General features: G+C 53.1%; 22 protein-coding genes. 12 read left to right on the top strand and 10 right to left on the bottom strand.

The window, feature by feature from the left end; genetic code table 11:
• The first annotated feature begins 175 nt into the window (after positions 1-175).
• The 4 genes from ribA (at position 176) to trhA (ending at position 3,473) form a co-directional block, all read left to right on the top strand.
• Positions 176-811, top strand: a complete 636-nt coding sequence (gene ribA, locus ACN06F_RS17420) for a GTP cyclohydrolase II (protein ID WP_030071109.1) — start codon at positions 176-178, stop codon at positions 809-811.
• 226 nt (positions 812-1,037) lie between these two features.
• Complete coding sequence (fmdA, locus tag ACN06F_RS17415; RefSeq protein WP_089040306.1) at positions 1,038-2,267, top strand: formamidase; 1,230 nt, start codon at positions 1,038-1,040, stop codon at positions 2,265-2,267.
• 90 nt (positions 2,268-2,357) lie between these two features.
• Entirely contained in the window at positions 2,358-2,690 is a 333-nt protein-coding gene (locus tag ACN06F_RS17410) for an FmdB family zinc ribbon protein (RefSeq protein ID WP_433924422.1), read from the top strand.
• Positions 2,691-2,774: 84 nt separating this feature from the next.
• Positions 2,775-3,473, top strand: coding sequence for a PAQR family membrane homeostasis protein TrhA (trhA, locus tag ACN06F_RS17405; protein WP_433924421.1), 699 nt, complete (start codon positions 2,775-2,777; stop codon positions 3,471-3,473).
• On the opposite strand, the gene ACN06F_RS17400 is transcribed toward trhA, so the two are convergent.
• The 5 genes from ACN06F_RS17400 to ACN06F_RS17380 all read right to left on the bottom strand — a co-directional run bounded on the left by ACN06F_RS17400 (position 3,470) and on the right by ACN06F_RS17380 (position 8,091).
• The gene (locus tag ACN06F_RS17400) at positions 3,470-4,096 is read right to left on the bottom strand and encodes a glutathione S-transferase family protein (protein ID WP_038479414.1); all 627 of its coding nucleotides are present in this window, start codon (positions 4,094-4,096) and stop codon (positions 3,470-3,472) included. The genes trhA and ACN06F_RS17400 overlap by 4 nt on opposite strands.
• A 62-nt stretch (positions 4,097-4,158) precedes the next feature.
• On the bottom strand, positions 4,159-4,920 hold the full coding sequence (gene djlA / locus ACN06F_RS17395) for a co-chaperone DjlA (RefSeq protein ID WP_038479411.1): 762 nt from the start codon (positions 4,918-4,920) through the stop codon (positions 4,159-4,161).
• 29 nt (positions 4,921-4,949) lie between these two features.
• Entirely contained in the window at positions 4,950-6,875 is a 1,926-nt protein-coding gene (dxs, locus tag ACN06F_RS17390; RefSeq protein ID WP_038479408.1) for a 1-deoxy-D-xylulose-5-phosphate synthase, read from the bottom strand.
• A gap of 29 nt (positions 6,876-6,904) precedes the next feature.
• On the bottom strand, positions 6,905-7,801 hold the full coding sequence (gene ispA, locus ACN06F_RS17385; RefSeq protein WP_231657788.1) for a (2E,6E)-farnesyl diphosphate synthase: 897 nt from the start codon (positions 7,799-7,801) through the stop codon (positions 6,905-6,907).
• Positions 7,795-8,091 carry an exodeoxyribonuclease VII small subunit gene (locus ACN06F_RS17380; protein ID WP_038479402.1) on the bottom strand — a complete coding sequence of 99 codons (297 nt, stop codon included), beginning with the start codon at positions 8,089-8,091 and terminating at the stop codon, positions 7,795-7,797. Before ACN06F_RS17380 ends, ispA begins: the two co-directional genes overlap by 7 nt.
• A gap of 283 nt (positions 8,092-8,374) precedes the next feature.
• On the opposite strand from ACN06F_RS17380, the gene serA reads away from it, so the two are divergent.
• Positions 8,375-9,619 (top strand): phosphoglycerate dehydrogenase, encoded by a 1,245-nt coding sequence (gene serA / locus ACN06F_RS17375; RefSeq protein WP_009723168.1) that lies wholly within the window; start codon positions 8,375-8,377, stop codon positions 9,617-9,619.
• A 74-nt stretch (positions 9,620-9,693) separates the two neighbouring features.
• Here serA and ACN06F_RS17370 read toward each other — a convergent pair whose 3' ends face one another.
• Complete coding sequence (locus ACN06F_RS17370; RefSeq protein WP_433924420.1) at positions 9,694-10,383, bottom strand: pirin family protein; 690 nt, start codon at positions 10,381-10,383, stop codon at positions 9,694-9,696.
• Between the two features lie 223 nt (positions 10,384-10,606).
• On the opposite strand from ACN06F_RS17370, the gene ACN06F_RS17365 reads away from it, so the two are divergent.
• From ACN06F_RS17365 to ybiO, 5 genes are all read left to right on the top strand, one after another.
• The gene (locus ACN06F_RS17365) at positions 10,607-11,566 is read left to right on the top strand and encodes a rhodanese-related sulfurtransferase (RefSeq protein WP_038479396.1); all 960 of its coding nucleotides are present in this window, start codon (positions 10,607-10,609) and stop codon (positions 11,564-11,566) included.
• Positions 11,567-11,672: 106 nt separating this feature from the next.
• Positions 11,673-12,479, top strand: a complete 807-nt coding sequence (locus ACN06F_RS17360; RefSeq protein ID WP_415964737.1) for an enoyl-CoA hydratase — start codon at positions 11,673-11,675, stop codon at positions 12,477-12,479.
• Between the two features lie 117 nt (positions 12,480-12,596).
• Complete coding sequence (locus ACN06F_RS17355) at positions 12,597-13,418, top strand: IclR family transcriptional regulator (protein WP_038479391.1); 822 nt, start codon at positions 12,597-12,599, stop codon at positions 13,416-13,418.
• Between the two features lie 46 nt (positions 13,419-13,464).
• Complete coding sequence (locus ACN06F_RS17350) at positions 13,465-13,896, top strand: YqaA family protein (RefSeq protein WP_038479388.1); 432 nt, start codon at positions 13,465-13,467, stop codon at positions 13,894-13,896.
• A gap of 228 nt (positions 13,897-14,124) precedes the next feature.
• Positions 14,125-16,506 (top strand): mechanosensitive channel protein, encoded by a 2,382-nt coding sequence (gene ybiO, locus ACN06F_RS17345; RefSeq protein ID WP_433924419.1) that lies wholly within the window; start codon positions 14,125-14,127, stop codon positions 16,504-16,506.
• Between the two features lie 102 nt (positions 16,507-16,608).
• Here ybiO and ACN06F_RS17340 read toward each other — a convergent pair whose 3' ends face one another.
• On the bottom strand, positions 16,609-18,219 hold the full coding sequence (locus tag ACN06F_RS17340) for a BCCT family transporter (protein WP_120386083.1): 1,611 nt from the start codon (positions 18,217-18,219) through the stop codon (positions 16,609-16,611).
• 259 nt (positions 18,220-18,478) lie between these two features.
• Complete coding sequence (locus tag ACN06F_RS17335) at positions 18,479-19,225, bottom strand: SDR family NAD(P)-dependent oxidoreductase (RefSeq protein WP_433924418.1); 747 nt, start codon at positions 19,223-19,225, stop codon at positions 18,479-18,481.
• Positions 19,226-19,429: 204 nt separating this feature from the next.
• Between ACN06F_RS17335 and folK the strand changes: the two genes are divergently transcribed.
• The gene (folK, locus tag ACN06F_RS17330) at positions 19,430-19,876 is read left to right on the top strand and encodes a 2-amino-4-hydroxy-6-hydroxymethyldihydropteridine diphosphokinase (protein WP_198348791.1); all 447 of its coding nucleotides are present in this window, start codon (positions 19,430-19,432) and stop codon (positions 19,874-19,876) included.
• Between the two features lie 74 nt (positions 19,877-19,950).
• Entirely contained in the window at positions 19,951-20,772 is an 822-nt protein-coding gene (locus ACN06F_RS17325; protein WP_433925134.1) for a flagellin, read from the top strand.
• Between the two features lie 29 nt (positions 20,773-20,801).
• On the opposite strand, the gene ACN06F_RS17320 is transcribed toward ACN06F_RS17325, so the two are convergent.
• Positions 20,802-22,355, bottom strand: a complete 1,554-nt coding sequence (locus ACN06F_RS17320; RefSeq protein ID WP_038479378.1) for a BCCT family transporter — start codon at positions 22,353-22,355, stop codon at positions 20,802-20,804.
• Positions 22,356-22,698: 343 nt separating this feature from the next.
• On the bottom strand, positions 22,699-23,442 hold the full coding sequence (locus ACN06F_RS17315; protein ID WP_038486415.1) for a DUF481 domain-containing protein: 744 nt from the start codon (positions 23,440-23,442) through the stop codon (positions 22,699-22,701).
• Positions 23,443-23,574 lie beyond the last annotated feature (132 nt).

The following is a 23,574-nucleotide window of genomic DNA, read 5'->3' as shown; positions in this document are numbered from 1 at the left end:
GATAACGGTACTTGAAGATAACTGTATTTGAAGGTGGCCATTGTACTTAAAAACGTACTTAAAAACGCCTCTCCCTGTTGAGACCGTGAGGCTACCGACGCTTCCTGATAGAATGTTTTCTTATTTTTCCAACACCGGTGTGGTTAGCTGGTTTGGTTAATCAACGAGGTAACCTGTGACCATTCGCTTCATTGCCGCTTCCCGGCTGCCCACACCTTGGGCCACATTCACCATGCACGGCTTCGAAGACGAAGCCACGGGTAAAGACCATATCGCCTTAACGCTAGGTGATGTGAGCGGCGGCGAGCCAGTACTGGGGCGCGTGCATTCTGAATGTTTAACCGGCGATGCACTGTTCTCAATGCGCTGCGACTGCGGCTATCAGTTACAAGAAGCGCTCAAGCGTATTGCCGAAGAAGGGCGTGGTGTGCTGTTCTACCTGCGCCAGGAGGGGCGAGGTATTGGGCTGTTGAATAAAATCCGCGCTTATCATCTGCAAGACCAAGGTGCTGACACGGTTGAAGCCAACGAGCAGCTTGGTTTTGGTGCGGACATGCGTCGCTATGACCTGTGTGTGCCGATGCTTAACCACTTGGGTATCACGGCACTAAAACTGATGACCAATAACCCTAGAAAGGTTGATGCCTTAACCCGAGATGGTGTGAATGTGGTTGAGCGCCTGCCGATTACCACAGGCCTAAACCCCCATAATGAGCACTATCTCTCAACGAAAGCGGGCAAACTTGGCCATATGATGGCGCTGGACGATTTTACCCAGGCCAGCGACGTCGATATTGAGCGTAAAGGGTGACTAAGCCCTTTTGTCACGCTACTGAACCGCTCTTCTGTCTGAAAGATCCTAAAGCCTGCTCCCCTGAGTATCTGTTGAGCAGATGCTTGGCTGAGTTTAGTTAAGGCTGCGTAAGAGTCGAGATGTAATTAGCTTATAACTGCCTGAGTGACTATTTTGCATAGTGGGGTAGGGGAAACGATCTTCTCTACACTGACTATCCGACGTTACGTGACAGAGGTTTGTTATGGCTGAAACAATTATTAAAATTGACCTTAAACAATCGCCTTACGAAAACGAACAGATCCATAATCGCTGGCATCCCGATATACCCATGGCCTGCATGGTAAAGCCTGGCGACGACTTTATTGTCGAGTGTCATGACTGGACTGGCGGGCAAATCCATAACAATGATAGCGCCGACGATGTGCGTGATGTGGACCTAACTCAGGTTCACTTTTTATCAGGTCCCGTGGGGGTTGAAGGTGCTGAGCCTGGTGATTTGTTGGTGGTCGATATTCTCGATATTGGTACCTTTGAAGAGAGTCAGTGGGGGTTCAATGGCTTTTTTTCTAAACAGAATGGCGGTGGTTTTTTAACCGAGCACTTCCCAGAGGCTCAAAAGTCGATCTGGGACTTTAATGGCATGTTCACCAAATCCCGACATATTCCTGGTGTAGAGTTTGCGGGTTTAATCCACCCGGGTTTGATTGGCTGCCTACCGTCAAAAGAGATGTTGGCTGAATGGAATAAGCGAGAAAAAGCACTTTACGATACCGAGCCTGACCGTATCCCTCAGTTAGCCGCGCTTCCCTACGCCGATACGGCGCATATGGGCAAATTGTCAGGCACTGCAAAGCAACAAGCTGCCGCTGAAGGCGCGCGAACAGTACCGCCCCGTGAACATGGTGGTAATTGTGATATCAAAGACTTATCGCGCGGGTCGACAATTTATTTTCCCGTTTACGTTAAAGATGGTGGCTTGTCGGTAGGTGACCTGCACTTTAGTCAAGGTGATGGGGAAATCACCTTTTGTGGCGCTATTGAGATGGCCGGTTGGATCCACTTGCGGGTTAACCTGATCAAAGGCGGGATGGAGAAGTACGCCATCAAGAACCCTATTTTCAAACCGAGTCCTATCACGCCGAAATACGATGATTACCTGATTTTTGAAGGAGTGTCGGTAGACGAGCAGGGTAAACAGCACTACCTGGATGTACATGTGGCTTATCGTCAGGCTGTTCTCAATGCCATCGAATATCTCAAAAAGTTTGGTTACACCGGTGCTCAAGCCTACTCCCTGCTAGGCTGCGCGCCCGTGCAAGGGCATATCAGTGGCGTTGTCGATATTCCCAATGCTTGCGCAACACTTTGGCTGCCAACGGATATTTTTGATATTGATGTGAAGCCGAATGCCAATGGGCCTGGAGCGCAAGTCGCCCAGGGAGCTGATCTGCCGCTCTCCAAGGACAAGTAGAGCGCCCTCAGCCACCGCTGCATTGAGAAAGGCAGCGACACGCCAGTATCGCTGCCTGTTTAAAATGGATGCTAACAAGGAGAAAGTGGTATGCCTCTCTACGACTATAAATGTGCTACCCATGGCTTGTTCCACGAACTGGTTCCACTGCGCGAAGTAGGTGATGCTTGCGCTTGCCCAACGTGTGGAACCTTGTCACCACGAGTACTGCTGGTCGCCCCTCAGTTATTAATGATGGATCCAGCGCGGCGCAGTGCCTTTGCGCGGAATGAAAAAGCCGCACATGAGCCCAGGCATGGCAACCAGCATAGTGAGCACGAAAAAGGCTGTTGTCATCAAGAACGTCATAAGCCCCAAGTATTTTATACGGCGGAAGGTAATAAAATGTTCCCTTCCGCACGGCCTTGGATGATAAGTCATTAAAGCCACGTTACCTGCGCCAGCGTTGTAGGTATTGAACGCATGGAGTGATAATGGTGGGGCGTGGCATATCAGGAGCGCCCCAGGATGAAAGCTCTAGATGAACAACGGCATGACGTGCTGCCTCAAGAGCAAGGCGAGTTCAGCATTGTCGAAGAGTGGTTACATAGCGTTACCCACGGGGTTGGTGCTGTGCTCAGCTTGGTGGGTATGGTCGTACTGCTGGTAGTAGCGAGCTTAGCCGCCCACGTCGACCCTTGGAAAATTGTCAGCCTGAGCCTGTACGGCACCACGCTAGTCCTGCTTTATACTGCCTCGACTTTCTATCATGGCATTTCTCATCGACGCTGGAAGCAACGCTTCCAGCTGCTTGACCACTGCGCAATTTACTTGCTTATCGCGGGCACTTATACGCCTTTTCTGCTCGTTAATATGCGCGGCACCACGGGATGGGTCTTATTTACCGCCGTGTGGTCGCTAGCGCTAGTGGGGATTGGCTGCAAACTGCTATGGCCACAGCGTTTCGCGGTACTACGCGTGGCTATCTATTTACTGATGGGCTGGATGATCGTCCTGGCTTCTAGAGAGATGGCGGCCAGTTTATCGATGACCGGCATCGCTCTGCTTGCCGTAGGGGGAATCATCTACACGCTAGGGGTTATCTTCTATGCCGTGCGTGCCATTCCCTACAATCACGCTATTTGGCATCTGTTTGTGATTGCCGGAAGTATTTGCCACTACTTTGCTGTCTACAGCGCTGTTCTACCTCATGGGGCGGTTACCTAGCGATCAACTGCCGCTTCTTGCTCTTTTTCCATGGCACGGGCTAGCGCTGGGCGATCAGCGTGACGTGCGCGGTAGACCGCTAGGGGTTCAGGCAGTCGGTGTTTCATACTGGCTGCCCACGTTAACGTATGGGTAAGGAAGATATCTGCCAGGGTGAACGTCTCGCCGACTAACGTCTCCTGGCCCTTGTAGCGGCGTTCTAGTGCTAGCAGTGCCCGCTGAAATTCCCAGGCGGCGGTAGGCAATACTGAAGGCACGCGCTTATCTTGGGGGAGCGCAAATTTATGCTTGGCCTGAAGCCACAGCGGTTGCTCGAGTTCGGTGACGATAAAGCTTAGCCACTGGTCGACTTGCGCTCGCTCAGCGGCGCTTTCTGGCAGAAGGCTGCCATCACCGTATTGCTCGGCTAGATAACGGCAGATAGGTGCCGATTCAAACAGCGTTAGCTCGCCATCTTCAATCACTGGCACCTTGCCATCTGGATGGCGGGCTAGGTGCTCAGCGGTTTGTCCCTCGCCTCTATCCAATGCGACATGTTGGCAACGGTACTCTAGGCCGAGTTCTTCAAGTGTCCAGGTAACCCGCATCGAGCGAGAGTTCGGAAAACTGTAGTTCGTTATCATGAGGCAGCTCCTAAGCAGCGCGGTGAGATTTTACTGTAGCGAGTGCTTAGAAACCTGTCGAGCTACCGGTCTCGGGCGCTACGGATGCGTTCGTATGCGTTGCCAATTTCGCTGGTGCGCGCCTGGGCTACTTCACGCATGCTTTCTGGCAGCCCTTTACCAGCGAGTTTGTCGGGGTGGTTTTGGCTCATCAGGCGGCGGTACGCTTTTTTAATTTCGGCGTCGCTGGCATCTTCACTCACCCCTAGTACTTGATAGGCGTCTTTCAATGCCTCTTCGCTGGAACCCTGCGAATTCGCGGCGGCACCGTGAAGCATGGCTTCAATCTGCTGCACTTCCGCTTCACTACAGCCAACCCCACGGGCCACGCGCAAAATCATCTCGTGCTCGGCAGGATGCAGCACGCCGTCGGCAGCGATGGCGGTTAACTGAACCTGCAAAAACACCTGGCGTAAAACCGGTTGGCGCTGGGTTAGTCGGTTAACGTTCGCCAGTTCGGCATCTAGGTTGAAGTCGTCGGCGCGTCCGCGCTCGAAGGCGGCTCGCGCTTTGGCCCGCTGTTCGCCTTGAAGATGCATTTGGTCGAATAGCTTTTCGGCCACGCCAAGCTCGCCATCGGTGACCTTACCGTCGGCTTGGCACAAGCAACCCATTACCGAGAAGATCGATTCTAAAAAGCCTTCTTGGATTTGTGTGCGGGCAGCGTTTAAGCGGCGGCTAATGCGGCGCCCTAGCCACCAGCCCAACCCGCCGCCTACCAGCAGGCCAATAGGGCCGCCGACAGCAAGGCCAATCAGGCCAAACAAAATAATCAAAAATAGCATGGTGTTCTCAACCGTTGAAAAGTTAAAAGTTACGGGAGACGAGCGCGAATAGCGCGCTCGATACCGTCGGCATCCAGACCGCAGTCGCGTAGTAACTCTGCGGGGGTGCCGTGTTCAACAAAGGTGTCAGGCAGGCCTAAATTGAGCACTTCGATTTGTACCCCTTCCGCGTGCAGCAGCTCGTTCACTGCGCTGCCTGCGCCACCGGCGATCACATTCTCTTCCAGAGTGACCAGCAGCTCATGTTCATCGGCGGCATGCAGCACGGTGTCTCGGTCCAGTGGCTTGATAGAGCGCATATTGATATGCGTTGCGTCGAGCTTTTCGGCAACCTCAGCGGCGGCGCTGTTGACGCTACCAAATGCCAGCAATGCAATGCGCACACCTTCAGTCCCAGCATCGCGGCGTAGCTGTGCTTGGCCAATGGGCAGCGGCTCTAAGTGTTCAGGAATGGCTGCGCCCGGGCCTGTGCCACGCGGATAGCGAACCGCTGCTGGGCCTGGGTGATGGTAAGCGGCGCTAAGCATGGCGCGGCACTCTGCTTCATCAGCAGGGGCTAAAATCACCATGCCCGGAATGCAGCGCAAAAAAGACAAATCCATGCTGCCGTGATGCGTTGGCCCGTCTTCACCCACAAGGCCTGCGCGGTCAATCGCAAATGTTACGTCTAGATTCTGGACGGCAACATCGTGAATAAGTTGGTCGTAGCCGCGCTGTAAGAACGTGGAATAGATCGCCACAACAGGCTTCATGCTCTCGCAGGCCATACCCGCAGCAAGCGTTACGGCATGTTGCTCGGCGATCGCGACATCAAAATAACGCTCAGGATACTGCTGGGAGAAACGAATTAAATCCGAGCCTTCGCCCATGGCGGGGGTAATTCCCATCAGCCGTGAATCGGTGGCTGCCATATCGCACAGCCAGTCGCCGAACACGTTGCAGTACTTTTTCTTAGCCGGTGCCTTGGGCGCTGCTGGGGGCTTCACCAGTGGTGCACTGGCAGTGGCGCTGGGCTTTTCTAGCTTAGTGATGGCGTGATAGCCAATCTGGTCAGCTTCGGCGGGCAGAAAACCTTTACCCTTAACTGTTTTGATATGCAGAAACTGAGGGCCATCCTGGTCGCGCAGGTTGCGCAATGTTTCGGTGAGCGCCTCCAGGTCGTGACCATCGATCGGACCGATGTAGTGAAAGCCCATTTCTTCAAATAGCGTGGCAGGGCTCACCATACCTTTCATGTGCTCTTCGGTGCGCTTAGCAAGCTCGAGTGCGCCCGGCAGATGGGAGAGCACTTTTTTGCCTTCTTCACGCATCTTAAGGAAGGGCTTGCTAGACAGCACGCGGGCTAGATAGGTCGCGATGCCGCCAACATTTTCCGAGATCGACATCTCATTGTCGTTCAGCACCACCAGCATATTGGCGTTAACGTGGCCCGCATGGGCCAGTGCTTCAAACGCCATGCCCGCAGTGAGTGCGCCATCGCCAATAATGGCGCACACACGACGAGGGTCGTTTTGCGCCTGGGCGGCTAGCGCCATCCCCAGGGCAGCTGAAATCGACGTGCTGGAGTGGCCTACACCGAAGGTGTCGTAATCGGATTCTGCGCGACGTGGAAACGCTGCAAGGCCGCCATGCTGTCGAATGCTGAGCATCGCTTCGCGTCGCCCAGTTAAAATTTTATGCGGGTACGCTTGATGGCCTACGTCCCACACCAAACGATCTTTGGGCGTATGAAAGGCGTGGTGCAGCGCTACGGTCAGTTCCACAACGCCCAGACCTGCACCGAAGTGGCCGCCTGTCACACCCACGCTGTATAGCAAGTAGGCACGTAGTTCGTCAGCCAACTGGGCAAGCTGCTTAGCATTCATGGCCCGCAGCGCAGCGGGATGATCAAAAGAGTCGAGCAGCGGCGTTGCCGGGCGCTCGCGGGGAATCTCGTCGAACAGCTTCATAGGCATGTTTTCATGGACAGGGTCATGGACATCGTTTAGTGGTCGCGCTCGATCATATAGTGGGCAAGGTCGGCCAGCGGTGCGCCTTGCTCGCCAAGCGGGGCGAGGGCGGCAATGGCCTCTTCGATAAGCATATTTGCTTTGTGCTGTGCGCCGGAAAGTCCCAGTAAGCTTGGGTAAGTCGGCTTGGCACGTGCAGCATCAGCGCCAGAGATTTTACCCAGTGTGACGGTATCGCCCGTCACATCAAGGACATCGTCATGAATCTGGAAGGCTAGACCAATGGCGCGGGCGTAGCGAATCAGAGCGGCAAGCCGGGGGTCGTTTTCATCCACTACGACTAAGCCGCCTAAGCGCACTGCGGCCACAATCAGCGCGCCGGTTTTGTGGGCGTGCATATGAGCTAAGGCATTCACGTCCGGATGGCCCCCCACGGCGGCTAAGTCTAGCGCTTGGCCTGCGACCATACCTGCCCGGCCAGAGGCAACGGCCAGCGTGGTGACCATGCTGCTAAGCCGTGGATGGGGCTGGCTGGCAAGTACCTCAAAGGCCAGTGCTTGCAGTGCGTCTCCCGCTAAAATCGCGGTGGCTTCATCGAACGCTTTATGTACGGTGGGTTGGCCGCGACGCAGGTCGTCATCGTCCATGGCAGGCAGATCGTCATGAATCAATGAGTACGCATGAATCAGCTCAATGGCTGCTGCGGGGGCGTCCAACGCGTCGTCCCGCGCCCCTAGCGCGTTACCTGCGAGATATACCAGCAGTGGCCGCAGGCGCTTACCACCTACCAGTAGGCCGTGACGCATAGCGGCTTCCAGGCGTGGCGCGACGGCTGGTTGGGAGTCAAACAAGGCTGAAAGTGTGGCATCCACTCGTGCGTTACTCGCATGGCGCAGCGTCGCCAGTTGAGAAGCATTAGCCGTCGTTACCATGGCGGCGTTTCCTCGCTGTCGTTGCCGTGATTAGTGGCATTGTCCGTTTCTGGCACCGTCGCGAAAGAGGTAACGTCAAGCTTACCATCGCGGTCTTCACTTAATGCGCGAACTTTTAATTCGGCGTTGTCGAGCCGCTGCTGGGCTTCACGCGTGAGTCGCACGCCTTGTTCAAACGCGGTCAGAGCGTTCTCCAATGAGAGTTCGCCGGACTCAAGGCGTTCCACAATGGTTTCAAGCTGTGAAACCGTTGCGGCGAAATCTTGCGCTGGTGGAGTGTTATCGCTCATTGGGTAAGGCCTACTATTTTGCTGGCGCCCTGACGCTGATTACGGGCGGCGAATGTGACGATAGCCGTGTTATCAAAAAATAAACGCCCAGTATACACCGAGCTAAGGGGGTGGCGTCTGCCCTCATCCTGGGTCAATTCTGCTACTTGCGTCTGGTTCATCTTGTAAACGCACACTTTTCATCATCTCAAGACGCCGAGAGCGGCAGTGATTGTGCTACCATATGGGCCTTCCGTGAACCGATACACGGCGCATGCCGCCGACCATAGAGGTTGATTCAGCCATGGCCAAAACGTCCCTGGACAAGAGCAAGATCAAGATCCTGCTGCTCGAGGGCGTCCACCAAAGCGCGGTGGACAATTTTCACAACGCAGGTTACGAGAACATCGAGCACCTGCCGACATCGCTAGATGAAGCGTCGCTGATCGAAAAGATTCGTGATGTGCACTTCATCGGCATTCGCTCGCGTACGCAGCTCAATGAGCGCGTATTTGACGCGGCAGAAAAGCTGGTGGGCGTTGGCTGTTTCTGTATCGGAACGAACCAGGTTGACTTGACGGCAGCCCTTAAACGCGGCATCGCGGTGTTTAACGCGCCGTACTCCAATACCCGTTCGGTCGCAGAGTTAGTGCTGGCGGAAGCCATCATGCTACTACGTGGTATCCCCGAGAAGAATGCTCGCGCCCACCAAGGCGGCTGGCTGAAATCGGCGAAAAACTCCCACGAAGCTCGGGGCAAAACCCTGGGTATCGTTGGTTACGGTAGCATCGGTGCGCAGCTTTCAGTGCTGGCAGAATCGCTTGGTTTCAACGTTATCTATTACGATGTGATCACCAAGCTAGGCATGGGGAACGCGAATCAGGTAGCGAGCCTGGAGCAGCTGTTAGCACGCTCTGACGTGGTCAGCCTACACGTTCCTGACTTGCCTGCTACGCGCTGGATGATTGGCGAGAAAGAGATCGCAGCCATGAAACAGGGTGCCATCCTGATTAACGCAGCTCGTGGTAGCGTTGTTGAGATTGAACCACTGGCAGAAGCGATTAAAGCTGGCAAGCTGAACGGTGCCGCTATTGATGTCTTCCCGGTAGAGCCGAAAGGCAATGATGAAGAGTTCCAAAGCCCGCTACGCGGCCTGGATAACGTGATTTTAACGCCCCATATCGGTGGTTCTACCCTGGAAGCTCAGGAGAATATCGGTATTGAAGTGGCTGAAAAACTGATTACTTATTCGGATAATGGCACCACGGTTACCTCTGTTAACTTCCCAGAAGTAGCGCTGCCTGCTCACCCGGATAAGCATCGTCTGTTGCACATTCATGACAACGTGCCTGGCGTGTTATCGCAAATTAACCGCGTACTATCTGAAAACGGCATCAACATTTCAGGTCAGTACCTGCAAACCAATGACAAAGTGGGCTACGTGGTCATTGATGTCGATAAAGCCTACGGCCCACAGGCCCTAGAAGCATTGAAACAAGTTGAGCACACGCTGAAAATTCGCGTGCTGTACTCGGCGCATAACAGCTAAACACTGCTGTCAGCGTGATCATCTATAACGGCCCCACTTTCGGGGCCGTTATAGGTTTCAGGGCTGAGGTTGCGCTAGGCTAGGTCAAACAACAGCACTTCGGCTGCTTGTCCGTCTGCCACGCTAAACGTCTCACCCGGTTGAAAGGCAGCGGCATCTCCAGAGCTAAGAGTTTCGCCGTTAACGTCGATCGTGCCTTTCACCACATGCAGCCAGGCATAGCGTGACGGTGGGGCCGCCGCCTGCTCGCCAGCGTCGAACAAGCCAGCGTAAAGGTTAACGTCTTGGTTAACGCTCACCGACCCTTCGCGACCATCTTGAGAAGCGACTAAGCGCCACTGGCCTTGGCGTTCAGCGGTTGGAAAGGCTTTCTGCTCATAGCTAGGGGCAATGCCGCGTTTGGCAGGCTCGATCCAAATCTGCAGGAAATGCAGCCCGTTCTCTTTTGAATGATTAAACTCGCTGTGCAATACGCCAGTACCTGCGGACATACGCTGTACATCGCCCGGGCGCATGACTTCACCGTTACCCATATTATCGCGATGCTCCATTTCCCCTTCCAGCACATAGGAGATGATCTCCATATCCTGGTGAGGGTGGGCGCCAAAGCCATTGCCAGGGGTTACCCTGTCTTCATTAATTACCCGCAGCGCTCGGAATCCCATATGGTTAGGGTCCACATAGTTGGCGAACGAAAAGGTGTGGAAAGAGCGCAGCCAGCCGTGGTCGGCATAGCCTCGCTCGTTAGAACGACGGATGTGCATGGTGTTCTCCGAAAGCGTCGTAAGGAATAACACCAATATACGCCCGCTCGCCTGGCGCGTGGGGTGAAGCTTTTTAGATGGTCAGATCGAATAAATCGACGATTGATCAGCGCCCCCCTAGCCATCGTTAGGCAGAGCAGCACTTTGCCTGAATTGTTTGCTAAACTATGCGCGTTTATTTACCCGGTCCGCCCTTTGCGAGGGCGACTACCAGGAGTATTCCATGACGGAAACCACCCAAATGCCGCCCATTGTGGTCGCGGCACTGTATAAGTTTGTCACTCTGAACGACTTTGAAGCACTGCGTGAGCCACTGCGCCAGACGATGATCGATAACGGCGTCAAAGGCACGCTGCTGCTGGCCAAAGAAGGTATTAACGGCACCGTGGCGGGTACCCGAGAGGGCATTGATGCCCTGCTGGCCTGGCTGACCGCCGACCCTCGCTTAAGCGATATTGACCATAAAGAGTCCTACTGTGACGAAACGCCGTTTTACCGTACTAAGGTGAAACTGAAAAAAGAGATCGTCACCCTGGGCGTGCCGGATATTGATCCTAACGACACCGTTGGCACCTACGTGGAGCCGGAAGATTGGAATGACGTGATTTCCGACCCGGACGTGCTGGTGATTGATACCCGCAATGATTACGAAGTGGCGATTGGTAGCTTTGAGCGGGCGATTGACCCGAAAACGACCACCTTCCGTGAGTTTCCTGAGTACGTGCGTGAGCACTACAACCCGGAAAAGCACAAAAAAGTCGCGATGTTCTGCACCGGCGGTATTCGCTGTGAAAAGGCCTCCAGCTTTATGCTAAAAGAGGGCTTTGAAGAGGTCTATCATCTTAAAGGCGGTGTGCTGAACTACCTCGAAAAGGTGCCGGAAGAGCAGTCTTTATGGCGTGGTGAGTGTTTCGTGTTTGATAACCGCGTCACCGTGCGTCACGACCTTAGCGAAGGTGATCATGAGCAGTGCCATGCTTGCCGTATGCCTATTTCGCTTGATGATATGCAGTCGTCGGCCTACGAGCCGGGCATCAGTTGCCCTCACTGCATCGACTCACTCCCCGAAAAAACCCGTGCTGCTGCCCGAGAACGTCAACGCCAAATCGAACTGGCTAAGGCCCGCGGTGAACCCCATCCTCTAGGTTATAATCATCGCAAGGGCAACCGCGCAAACGCATAACTCACGAGGCCTCCTGCTCTTCAGGAGGCCTCTTTGGTCGTATCTCGCTAACATTAGCCTTTGTACGCGCTAGACTGAGCAACACTCGACTGTCTAGGAGCTTTCTATGCCTGCCTCTTCAGGTGCGCCACTGGCGTCTTCAGATCTGCTGCAACGCACTGATTATCAAGGGGTAACGACCCTTACTTTAAACCAGCCTGAACGCTTTAATGCATTGTCTGAGGATATGTTGACGGCGCTGCAACGTGCGCTTGATGACATTGCCGAGGATGAGCATGTGCGCTGCGTGGTGTTGGCCGCGAACGGCAAGGCATTTTGCGCAGGGCATGACTTAAAGCAGATGCGTGCGAACCCTGACAAAGCCTACTACCAAACACTGTTTGCTCGCTGTGGCGCGGTGATGCAGTGCATCGTTAACTTACCTGTTCCTGTGATTGCTAAAGTTCAGGGCATTGCGACGGCCGCTGGCTGCCAGCTCGTCGCTAGCTGTGATTTGGCCGTGGCGGCTAGCAGTGCCCGTTTTGCCGTTTCAGGAATCAATGTGGGGCTTTTCTGTTCGACACCGGCGGTAGCGCTGTCGCGTAACGTATCGCGTAAACGGGCGATGGAAATGCTGCTGACCGGGGAGTTTATTAGTGCTTCTCAGGCTGCCGACTGGGGGCTTATTAACCGGGTTGCCGACGAGAGCGAACTCGATAGTGCCGTGGACGAGCTCACTGCGAGCATCTGCGCCAAGAGCGCTGTGGCGGTGCGCACTGGCAAAGCTATGTTCGCCCGCCAGCTCGCGATGCCACTAGAGGAAGCCTATGCTTTTGCTGGCGAAACCATGGCGTGCAACATGTTGGCAGACGATGCCGCTGAGGGTATTGATGCCTTCATCGCCAAGCGCCCCCCTCAGTGGCGCCATCGCTAGCAACTCTTGAGATATCATTGGTGGAATTTGTTTCCGTAAACGCGACAGCGGCCCCGCTGGCGCGTTATCCTCCCTCACTTTATGCCTTCAGGAGAGGCGCTTTCAGGAGAAAGTAAGGTGAGTGATGTAAAGCGTAGGTCAGTCGGACGTCCGGCGGGGGCCACCAAGGCGAGCGGTGGGCACAGCCAATCATTAGTACGTGGCCTCACGCTGTTAGAGCATTTGTCGGCAAGCCCATTAGGGCTGGCTTTATCGGAGTTGGCGGAAATGGCTGATCTCGCGCCATCCACCACTCACCGGTTGTTACAAGCGCTACAAAGCCAAGGGTTCGTGACGCAAGAGAGTGAGCAGGGACTTTGGCGCATTGATGTTAAAACCTTCCGCATTGGTAATAGCTTTTTAGAAGCACGTGATGTCGTCGCCCAAAGCCGGCCCTTTTTACGCCGTTTAACTGCAGAAACGGGTGAAACCGCGAATCTGGGGATTCGGGATGGTGCAACGGCGGTCTTTCTTGCCCAGCATGAGTCACCGCAGATGATGCGGATGATTACTCGTTTAGGCTCGCGGGCGCCGCTGCATGCTTCTGGGGTGGGCAAAGCCCTACTGGCTTGGATGAGCGAAGACGAGCGTATCGCGCTGCTTAAAGGTTACGACCTTGCCCGTGTGACTGAAAATACCCTGCATCAATCCGATGAGCTGTTGATCGAAATGGCGACTATTCGGGCTCAGGGGTTTGCCTGCGACCGTGAGGAGCATGCGGTGGGTTTACACTGCGTGGCCGCCTGTATTCACGATGAGCATGGCACGCCGCTGGCGGCCATTTCAGTCTCTGGACCCATGGCACGTATTCCTGAAGAGCGTCTATTGGCGCTAGGTGCGTTAGTGCGCACAATTGCCGACGAAATCACTCTACAGCTGGGTGGCCAACTGCCCCGATGAGCAGTGCTTCGCGGACCAGTAGTGACTGACAAAGGCGGCACCCATTATGTTTAGCCTATTCTGGGTGGCGCTAGCGAGTGCCACCTTACTGCCTGGCGGCTCAGAGGTGTGGTTGGCACGGCTGTGGTGTTTAGGCGAGCCCGCGCTTGGGCTGTGGCTCGTCGCAACCGCTGGCAATACGCTGGGCAGTATGATCAATGTGGCGCTGGGACGTTATGCTCGCCAGTTTCAACATCGCCGCTGGTTCCCTGCGTCGCCCACCGGGCTAGCGCGCGCAGAGCGTTGGTATAAACGTTTTGGTGAAGTTAGCTTGCTGCTTTCGTGGGCTCCCGTTCTGGGTGATCCCCTTACTGTACTCGCAGGTATCTTTAGACTGCCCTGGTGGCGTGCGTTGCTCTGGATTGTGGTGGCTAAAGGGGCGCGCTATGCGCTGCTGTTGGCGCTAGCCCACCAATGGCTGGCGCCGCTTTGCGGATAAATCTACAGATGATGACAACTTAAGTGGCGTTGACGTAATAAATATTGACGAAGCTAGTGGCGAGCCACACCCTTTTTCTCATGTTACCCTGTTTATCTTTTATACAAATCTTGCATCCTCGTGGAGTGCAATGTGAATAGCGTGCACTATGATGTGCATAAAACGACGTACAAAAAATGAGTTAGTAATGACATTGAGTAAAAGACTCACCCAAAGGGAGGTTTAGGTGTGACGCCATTACGTTTATTCCCCTGGCTAGGCATCTGGTTATTGATGCTATTCGCCTTTCTGACAACGCCAGCACTGGCTCAAACTACGCTAAGTGCGCAGAGCGAAGACGTCGCTAACGCAGAAGAGCAGCCCTCTTATTCGGCTCTTGCCGATCTGCTGGAAGATGAGCAGGCACGCCAAGAGCTGATTGAGCTGTTGCGAAACCAAGCGTCAGCGTTACCCAATGAGCTTACCAGTGACTTATCACCAGAGGCCGCCGCCCAGGGCAGCAACCTTGCCCCTGAGGATGTGTCGCTGCCCAGGCAGCTTGCAGAGCTAACCAGTCGTGTGGTTGGCGATGTGGGTGGACAGATAGAGCAGGCAGTGGCCGTGGTGGGCAACCTGTTTACCGGCCAAGGCGCCAGCTCGTTCGACATGGCCGCGTTTGTTAGTGCGGCAATTAATCTGGGTATCGTGATTGTTGCGACGTTCGCGATATTTTTGCTTTGCCGCCGTTTGGCTAAACCGTTATTCACTAAAATTAGCGGGTGGTCTCAACAGGGTAGCGGTTTAACGCCCGTGCTGCGTTTGGTGTTGTGTGTTGCTATTGCTGCCGTCGTAGATGTGCTGTTGGTTGCTTTTGCTTACGTTGGCGGTAACTTGTTGGCGGCATTTGCGGTGGGGGAAACGGGAGAACTCTCTACTCGTGCCTCGCTATTCCTGAACGCTTTCTTGGTTATTGAGCTGTTGAAAGCCGGTGTGCGTATGCTGTTCTCTTCCCGCTATGAAGGGCTGCGCTTGTTACCTATTTCAGCAAAAGAAGCTTCCTACTGGAATCGCTGGTTAGCGCGTTTAATTGGCATGGTCGGCTATGGCTTGATGGTGGTCGTGCCGCTGGTCAATTTCTATATTGCGGCGACCTTGGGTCAAGCAGTCGGCACCTTTATTATGTTGCTGGCCTTCATCTACGCGGTCGGCGTCGTGCTTAAAAACCGTGTACGCCTGCGTGATAATCTTAACCAGATGGCAGCGCGAGCGACGATGACCGCTAGCCGCGTGTCGCTGCGCTTATTTGCTCGAACCTGGCACTTATTCGCATTGCTCTACTTCCTGATGGTGTTTGTGCTGACGTTGACACGCCCTGGAGATGCATTGCCGTTTGTACTGTTTGCCACATTGAAGACATTGGCAGCCGTGGTCATCGGCCTTTTGATCTCGGCGTTCCTTACGCAAACGATTGGCCGTCGTATTCAGCTATCCGATGATCTGCGTCGTAAGCTACCGATGCTGGAAGTGCGCTTAAATAGCTATGTGCCCAATGCCCTACGTGTGCTGCGTACCGTGTTATTAATAACGGTCATTATGGTCGTCTTGGATGCCTGGGGAGTGTTTAACTTAGCGGCATGGTATGCCTCCGAACGTGGCGCGAACCTCGTCGGGAAACTTACCAGCGTCGCCATAATCTTGATCATTGCGTTCGGTGTGTGGCTGGGGCTAGCAAGCCTGATTGAGCATAAGCTCAACCCAGAAACCGGCCATGGCGAACCCTCTGCGCGTGCTAAAACGCTGTTGAGTCTGTTCCGTAACGCCTTAGTGATTACCATGGTGACGATGACCGGCATGATCATATTGTCGGAAATAGGCATTAATATCGGGCCGCTCATTGCTGGTGCCGGTGTGTTGGGTATAGCGATTGGTATTGGTGGTCAAAGACTGGTTCAAGATGTTATTACGGGCATCTTTATTCAGGTAGAGAATGCCATGAATACCGGTGATGTGGTGACGGTAGGCGGCGTTACCGGTACTGCCGAACGATTAAGTATTCGTTCGGTAGGGATACGTGATTTGTCTGGCACTTATCATATCGTGCCGTTTTCCAGTGTTGATACTGTGTCGAACTATATGCGTGAGTTCGGTAACCACGTCGGTGAATACGGTATTGGCTATAACGAGAGCATTGACGAGGCGATTGAACAGCTGCAGTTGGCGTTCGAAGATCTGAAAGAGAGCGAAGAGCACAGCCATAAGCTGCTGGCTGACCTGACGGTCGCAGGCGTTACCGCGCTGGCCGACAGCTCTGTCAATATTCGTGTGGTGATCAAGACGACGCCGGGCGATCAGTGGGGTGTTGGTCGTGCTTATAACCGTTTAGTGAAGTTGCGCTTTGATGCAGCAGGCATCGAGATTCCATTCCCGCATACCACACTCTATTTCGGTGAAACTAAAGGTGGCAAAACACCTCCCGCTAATGTGCGCGTGTTGGACTCCACTGCTGAACGGAAAAAGGTAGAAACATCGCCAATCCGTCAGGAAAGCGAACAGCCATCCAATCAGTCAGTGCAGGCCACAAAAGAGTCTGATCATCTAAAACCTGATCATGGTGATGTTGACGGTGTGTAATAGAATGCCGGTTATTGACACGGCTAACTAAACAACAACGCCGCCCCAAGGGGCGGCGTTGTTGTTGAAACATCCGCTGTAATTCATATTCGTGAGAACCCTTTATAGGTTATCCAGCTCAGGCGCTTCTTTGGGGCGCACGATTTTGATCTTCTCCTTCATTAGCGCCTTCATCAGTGCAAAGACCATGGCGAAGACCATGATAAAGATAGGCAGGCCGATGACGGTAATCACTTGTTGTAGCGCTACTAGTCCCGCATCCCCTGCGAGTACGATCAGCATGGCAGCAACGGCCCCTTCCGAGACGCCCCAGAATACCCGCTGATGAATTGGGCCAGGGTCCGTATCACCGGTACACAGTAGGTCGATGACCAGCGAAGCGGAGTCCGATGAAGTAGCAAAGAAGATCGCCACGATAACGACGGCAAGCCCTTGAATCAGCGTAGCAGCGGGGAAGTTCTCAAAGAACGCAAACATTGCTAAGGGCACGCTCTCCATGACAGCGGCTGTCATCATACCGGCCTGGTCGCCCAACTGTTCGCGAGCGGCCGCGCCGATGCCATCGATTTCCATGGCCGACCAGCCAAAAATAGCAAACCACACCAGCGTAAACACAGAAGGTGCAAACAGCACACCAAGGACAAACTCACGGATGGTACGACCTTTGGAAATACGAGCAACAAACAAGCCGATAAAAGGAGACCACGTCACTGTCCAGGCCCAGTAAAAGACCGTCCAGTTACCCTGCCACCCCCAACTGCCTTCTTCACGGGTATATTGTGCCAGCGTGTCGTTCCAGAACGAGAGCGGCACAATATTAGAGACGTAGATGCCCAGTGTTTCGATAATGCCGCGCAGAAGAAAGACGGTCGAACCGGTAAACAAGACAAACAACATCAACCCTACGGCCATGCCGATATTGATGTTGGAAAGCAGTTTCACGCCTTTATCCAGCCCGCCTGCAATGGAGGCTACTGCGACTGCTGTTAACACAATGATGATAATGACTTTAGTGGTCACGCTGTCGGCAATGCCAAATAGCTCGCTTAGCCCTGCGTTAATTTGAGAGGTACCTAGCCCGATAGAAACAGCCACCCCAAACAGCGTTCCAAGTACCGCAAAGATATCGATCGTTTTACCGATTGGACCGTAGATACGCTCCTTGAGTAGCGGATAGAACACTGAGCTGACGCGTACAGGGAGGTCGTAGCGGTAAATAAAGTAGGCAAAGGCTAGCCCTGGCAAAGTGAAAATGGTCCAGGTATGCAAGCCCAAGTGGTAAAGCGAAAAGCCCATCGCTTCACGGGCGGCTTCTACCGTATGTGGCTCAATATCGCCATGAGGCGGGTTGGCAAAATGAAAGACCGGCTCGGCCACCCCCCAAAACATCAACACTGTGCCAATACCACCGGCAAACAGCATCGTGAACCAGGAAATATTGCCGTACTCCGGCCGATCGTCTTCGCCGCCCAAGCGAATATTGCCGTAACGGCTGAGTGCTATCCACAGCAGGAAAACCAGCCAGAAACTAACCCCAAAGATAAAGAACCAGCCAAGATTGGTAACCACCCAGCTACGGCCAGCAGCAAAAATGCTTCCGATCATCTCGGGGGCAATAATGAGTGCGACCAGAAACAGCACCATCAAGCCAGCCGAAGTAAAAAAAATGGTGGGGTCTGTGCGCAGCCCCAGTCGTTGCGCGAGTTTTTCCATGAGAAATTCCTTTTTATTGTTGGAATAGTCGCCTAGATGAGTTGTATGCCAGCTGAAATAAGACGACTTTCACGAGTCTACAGACAACTCTTCTGCCCATGGAAGGCGGGAAATGTGACCTTTGATTAAATCGTGCAGGGCTTAACGTACCGTCAACGAAAAGCTGCCGAATGACTTAATAAGCATCGGCAGCGTATGGCGTAAGAAGGCGTTAAAGATAGGTTTGAAAGATAGGTTTGAAAGATAGGTTGGAATGCTTTCAGCCAGGATAGTTTTCGGAATGTTGCCCTTCAAGATTGATCGACTCACCCCCATCGACAAATAGAATTTGCCCAGCAACAAAGTCATTGTCTAATAAATAGTGCAATGCTTGTACAAGGTGGGAGGGATCACCCTGGTGTTTAGCGGGTATACCTTCAATTCGCCATTGAATATAGTCGCTGGTGCGTTGAGAAGCGGGCAGTACCACACCGGGAGCAATACCATTAATACGCAGGCGTGGTGCAAACTCTAGCGCTGCCATACGCGTCATATCAGCAAGGCTCTTTTTCGATAATAGATACGCGGCATACGGGTACTGGTGATATGCCACTTTATTATCAATAATATTAATGACCTGGCCTCTATCGACGGCGTCTGCAAAGTAACGTGTGAGCAGCAACGGTGTGAACATATTGACCCTAAACTGCGTTTCCAGCATGGCCATGTCGGTGCCTGAAATGGGAGCAGGTTCATATGCAGAGGCGCTATTAAGAAGCACGTTTAAGTTTGGGAAGTGTTGTTTGGCGGTTGTCACAAGCTCTTCAAGAGAGTCGCTTAGGAAGTTGCATGGCAGTATTTCGCAGCGCTGTCCTTTGGCGCGAATCGTCTTGGCAACGTCTTCGGCTTCACCACGTGAGCTATTCACATGTAAGGCAATATCATAGCCCTTAGCCGCTAGGGCTTCGGCGAAATAGCGTCCCAAACGTGTTGCGCCGCCAGTGATCAGTGCAGCTGATGAACTCATGCAAGTTCCCCAAGTGGATTAACGTTAGCGTTGTGTATGACTTTCTGCGTGAGCGTAGCGTTTGTCAATATCTTGTACATAGCTTGAACAAAATAGCAGGCAAGCTAATCTTACGTATCATCAATATGACCTGACAACCGCCTTCGAATTTTGACGCTAAGCGCCGGGTTTCTAAATTAGGGTCTACAAGATTAGGATGCAGCTATGCCACTCTCGTCGTTAAGCACTACGCCAGATACGGCCCTCCATGAATGCTTAATCTCTCTCGGTACCAATATTGAGCCGGAACACCACTTTCACGAAGCTCTGACTATTTTGCGCAGCGAGTGTGAGCTGATAGCCAGCTCAGAAGCGATTCGCACAACGCCGGTTGGCTATCAACACCAGCCGGACTTCCTGAATGCCGCGTTACTCGTGCGTACCTCCCTTGATCACGACGCTTTCCGTGCTTACTTAAAAGAGGTGGAAAACCGTCTGGGACGTGTGCGAGGTCCCATTAAATCAGGGCCTAGAACCATGGACTTGGATATTGTGGCGTGGGACGGAGACGTCATCGATGAGGGGTACTACCTGCATAGTTACGTGCGTCGCCCGGTAGATGAAGTACTTGCTGCCAGCCGCCGCACACTTAAACAACGAACATGTTCATGATTTTTGCGTCGCGGCCGATAATAGCAATGTAGCCTCCTACCCTTGGGCAGGCTGACCTTCCTCGGAGACGAGTGTTGCTAAGCCTAAACACAAATCTGATGTCCCTTATCGTGCAGAATAATCTGCGCAGCAGTCAGCAGGCGATGCAGACCGCTATGGAGCGTCTTTCTTCTGGGCTACGCGTCAATAGTGCCAAGGATGATCCGGCAGGGCAGGCGATTGCCAATCGCATGGGGGCTCAACTACGTGGCATGGAGCAAGCCATTCGCAATACCAATGATGGCATTTCCATGGCGCAAACAGCGGAAGGTTCGCTCGACCAAATTAACGATAACTTGCAACGTATTCGTGAGTTGAGTGTTCAAGCGGCTAATGGCACTAACTCTTCCGATGATCTTGGTTCAATTCAAAATGAGATCGATCAGCGCCTAGAAGAGATTGATCGCCTTGCCGAGCAGAGTAATTTCAACGGCATCAAGTTGTTTGATAGTAGCAAAGCGGTAAATATTCAGGTGGGTGCTAACGATGGCGATAGCATTGCGGTGCGCTTTGCAGCCATGAATAGGCAGGCATTGGGGCTGGACAGCTTTAGTGTTTTAGATGATGGCAGCGCCACGGATAACCCGCTAAAGGCGATGGATGATGCTATTCAACAGGTGGATCGCCAGCGGAGCTATTTAGGCGCGGTGCAAAATCGCTTCGAAAGTGTGATCGATGGACTCAATACCAACATCATTAATACGTCTGCTGCTCAGTCGCGCATCCAAGATGCTGATTATGCCCGTGAAGTTTCCAATCTAATTCGCGCGCAAATTCTACAGCAGGCCGGTATCGCTATCTTGGCTCAAGCCAACCAGCAGCCGCAGATGATTCTGCGCCTACTGGAAGGTCTATAACATAAGGGCTACATAAGGACTATTAACCGTTACTCGATAATGCCTTGCTCGCGCGCCATGGCGTAGGCTGCCTGTGGGCCATTCCACAGCGATGGCAGTAAAATCAGTGAAACGGGAATCGCGGTAATCACGATAAATTGCTGTAAGGCGCCAATTTGTCCTGCTCCCATATACAGCAGCACTGCCGCCATTAGCGCCATGGCAATCCCCCAGAAAGCACGCACGTATGGGCTTGGGTCATCATGGCCAGCACCTACTACAGCAATGGCATAACTCATCGAATCACCTGTGGTGGCCACAAAAATTGTCGTCAATAATAATATTGCCAGTGCCATCCAGGTGCCGCCGGGGAGCGCTTGGGCCACGGTAAGCGTCGCTACATCAAACTGGAAATTATTTAGTGCCTCTGCCAGATCAATGACGCCCGTGAGCTGATAATAAATGCCTGAGCCACCCAGCAGAGTGAACCATACGGTAGTCGCAATCGGGGCGAGTACCGCCACGGCAAGAATCATTTCGCGAATACTACGCCCGCGTGAAATACGCGCTACGAATATCGCCATCAGGGGTGCATAGCCAATAAACCAGGCAAAGAAAAAGACTGTCCACCACTGCATCCACCATGCGGGAGCGGTGTCGGCGGTCATGGTTGCCATGGTGAAAAAATTACTAATGTAAGCGCCCATGCTCGATACATAAGTGTTGACCAAAAACAGCGTAGGGCCAAACACGATGATCACCGCGCCAATGGCAAGTGCCAGCAGTACGTTAAAGCGGCTAAGCAGTTGAATGCCTCTATGAACACCACTCATCGAAGAGAGCACGTAAATGCAGCCTAGTACCGCAAGGATAATAAGTTGCCCAAGGTAGCCTTCGGGAAGGCCGAACAGCTCATGCAAGCCAAAACTTACCTGAGTGGCTAGAAATCCAATGGGGCCGACAGTACCTGCTACCAACGCAATCACGCAGCAAGCGTCTACCACGCCACCTAGCGGGCCACGCATAAGCCGCTCGCCAAAAACCGGGTAAAGCAGTGTGCGTGGCTGCAGTGGCTGGCCTTTCACATAGTGGGCGTGGGCAAGCACCACCGCGGTTAGCGAGCCAAGTACCGCCCAGGCCAAAAAGCCCCAGTGCATGAACGATTGGGCAAGGGCGCTTGAGACGGCTTCGGCGGTGCCGGCTTCGGTGTCAAAGGCAGGTGGTGTTACCACAAAATGATATACCGGTTCTCCGGCGGCGAAGAAGACACCACCCCCTGCTAGCAATGTGCACAGAATAATGGATAGCCACTTGAATGTACTCATTTCTGGTGCATCGAGATTGCCAATCTTGGCTTTTGCCGCTGGCGTAACTGCCAGACCAATGGCAATAAAAAAAGTCAGTAACAGTAACAATTGAAAGTAGCTGCCTAGCACCAGGGCTGTCCAAGCAAAACCGGCGCTGATTGAGTTGGCGACAAGATCAATGTCATAAAAGGAGAGGCCAAGAAACGCCAAGATGAAACCGATGCTAAGCACCAGTACGATGGGGTCGCCGAGGGAAAACCGCGAAGTACCCTCGCTTGTGTTGGCAGGGTGGTTCATTAAGAACACCTATGTTTAATGAGGGGGATGGGTAAGCAGAGCACTGAGCTTAACAAAACCGTGCGTGAGTAGGCGTAACGCCTAAAAGCATTCGATTTTCGAAACAAAAAAAAGCGCCATTCAATGAATGGCGCGAGGACAGGAAACTGTGGGTAGTATATCTTGTCCATAGACCAAAGTCTAATGCTGAGAGGGGAATTGCATAAAAATGGCGCGAAAAATAAGCGAGATGCACCATTATGAATAGGTTAATGGCAGTCATAACTGGTTAGGCTGTTATTTAAATATTTGATAATAAATGAAAAATAATGCGGAGCTTGTTTGGGGAGGAAGCTGTAGCGCGTTACCAGTGATAGAGCAGTGATGCGCTGGTGGTACTGTCAGTGCGTTCGCTGGTATCTTCAGGCGGCTGCGAGTTGTGTTTTATTTCATGGGAAAGGCGTAGCGATAGTCGTGAATTTAGCCGAGCCGTGAGTGCCGTTAATGAACGCGCTGTGGTGTTCTTGCGGGTATATTCCACCGACATTTCCTGGGCGATATCAGCATAGTCTGAGAATCCAAATTGATAGTCGAGTGCTGTATAAGCAACTGCCAATTGCTCATTATCGGCGTCGCGTAATCGGTCATTACGATACCCTGGGCCTGCTTCTAACGATAGTGAGTGTTGCTCACCGGATAGCAATTGACGGCCATAGCCACCAATGGCAGAAAGCTGCTGGTCGTAGCCAGCAAAGCGGTCTTTTTCCCAGCGGGCAAAGCCAAACAAATAGTGGGGCCCGCTAAAGTCAAAACGCTCTCTGCCTGCCACTAAATATTGCTCAGCACTGGTTTCTCCATTTTTGCTCACATTGCGGACTTCACCGCGCAGCGAATGAGTGAAGTCTCCCGTCAGCCACGTCAGGCGTGTCTTGCCGATCAATGTTTGGCTATTGGTATTGCCGGAAAGGTGGGTAAAACCAAGTTCGGCATCGCCGCTGAACACCGGCGTATCATCTTGTGGCGGTGGTGGGGCGTAAAATGGATAAGCGGCGGCGGAAGTTGCCCATAGCGACAAGCTAGCTAATAAGACATTTCTTAAGAAACTCAACACGTAACTCCTCCTGAGTAGCGGTCTTTGTGAGCGGCTGCGATGTTGCAGGATGAGAGTTCGTCATGCACGCTTTAAAAGCGCTGAGTATATCGATAAAAACAAAATCAGTGGCTGCTAAATAAGCAAATA

Origin of the sequence: Vreelandella sp. 21, assembly GCF_050995515.1 — a bacterium.
Taxonomy (GTDB): Bacteria; Pseudomonadota; Gammaproteobacteria; order Pseudomonadales; family Halomonadaceae; genus Vreelandella; species Vreelandella alkaliphila.
The sequence above is the reverse complement of the archived record's forward strand: the minus strand, read 5'-3'. Positions and strand labels throughout refer to the sequence as shown.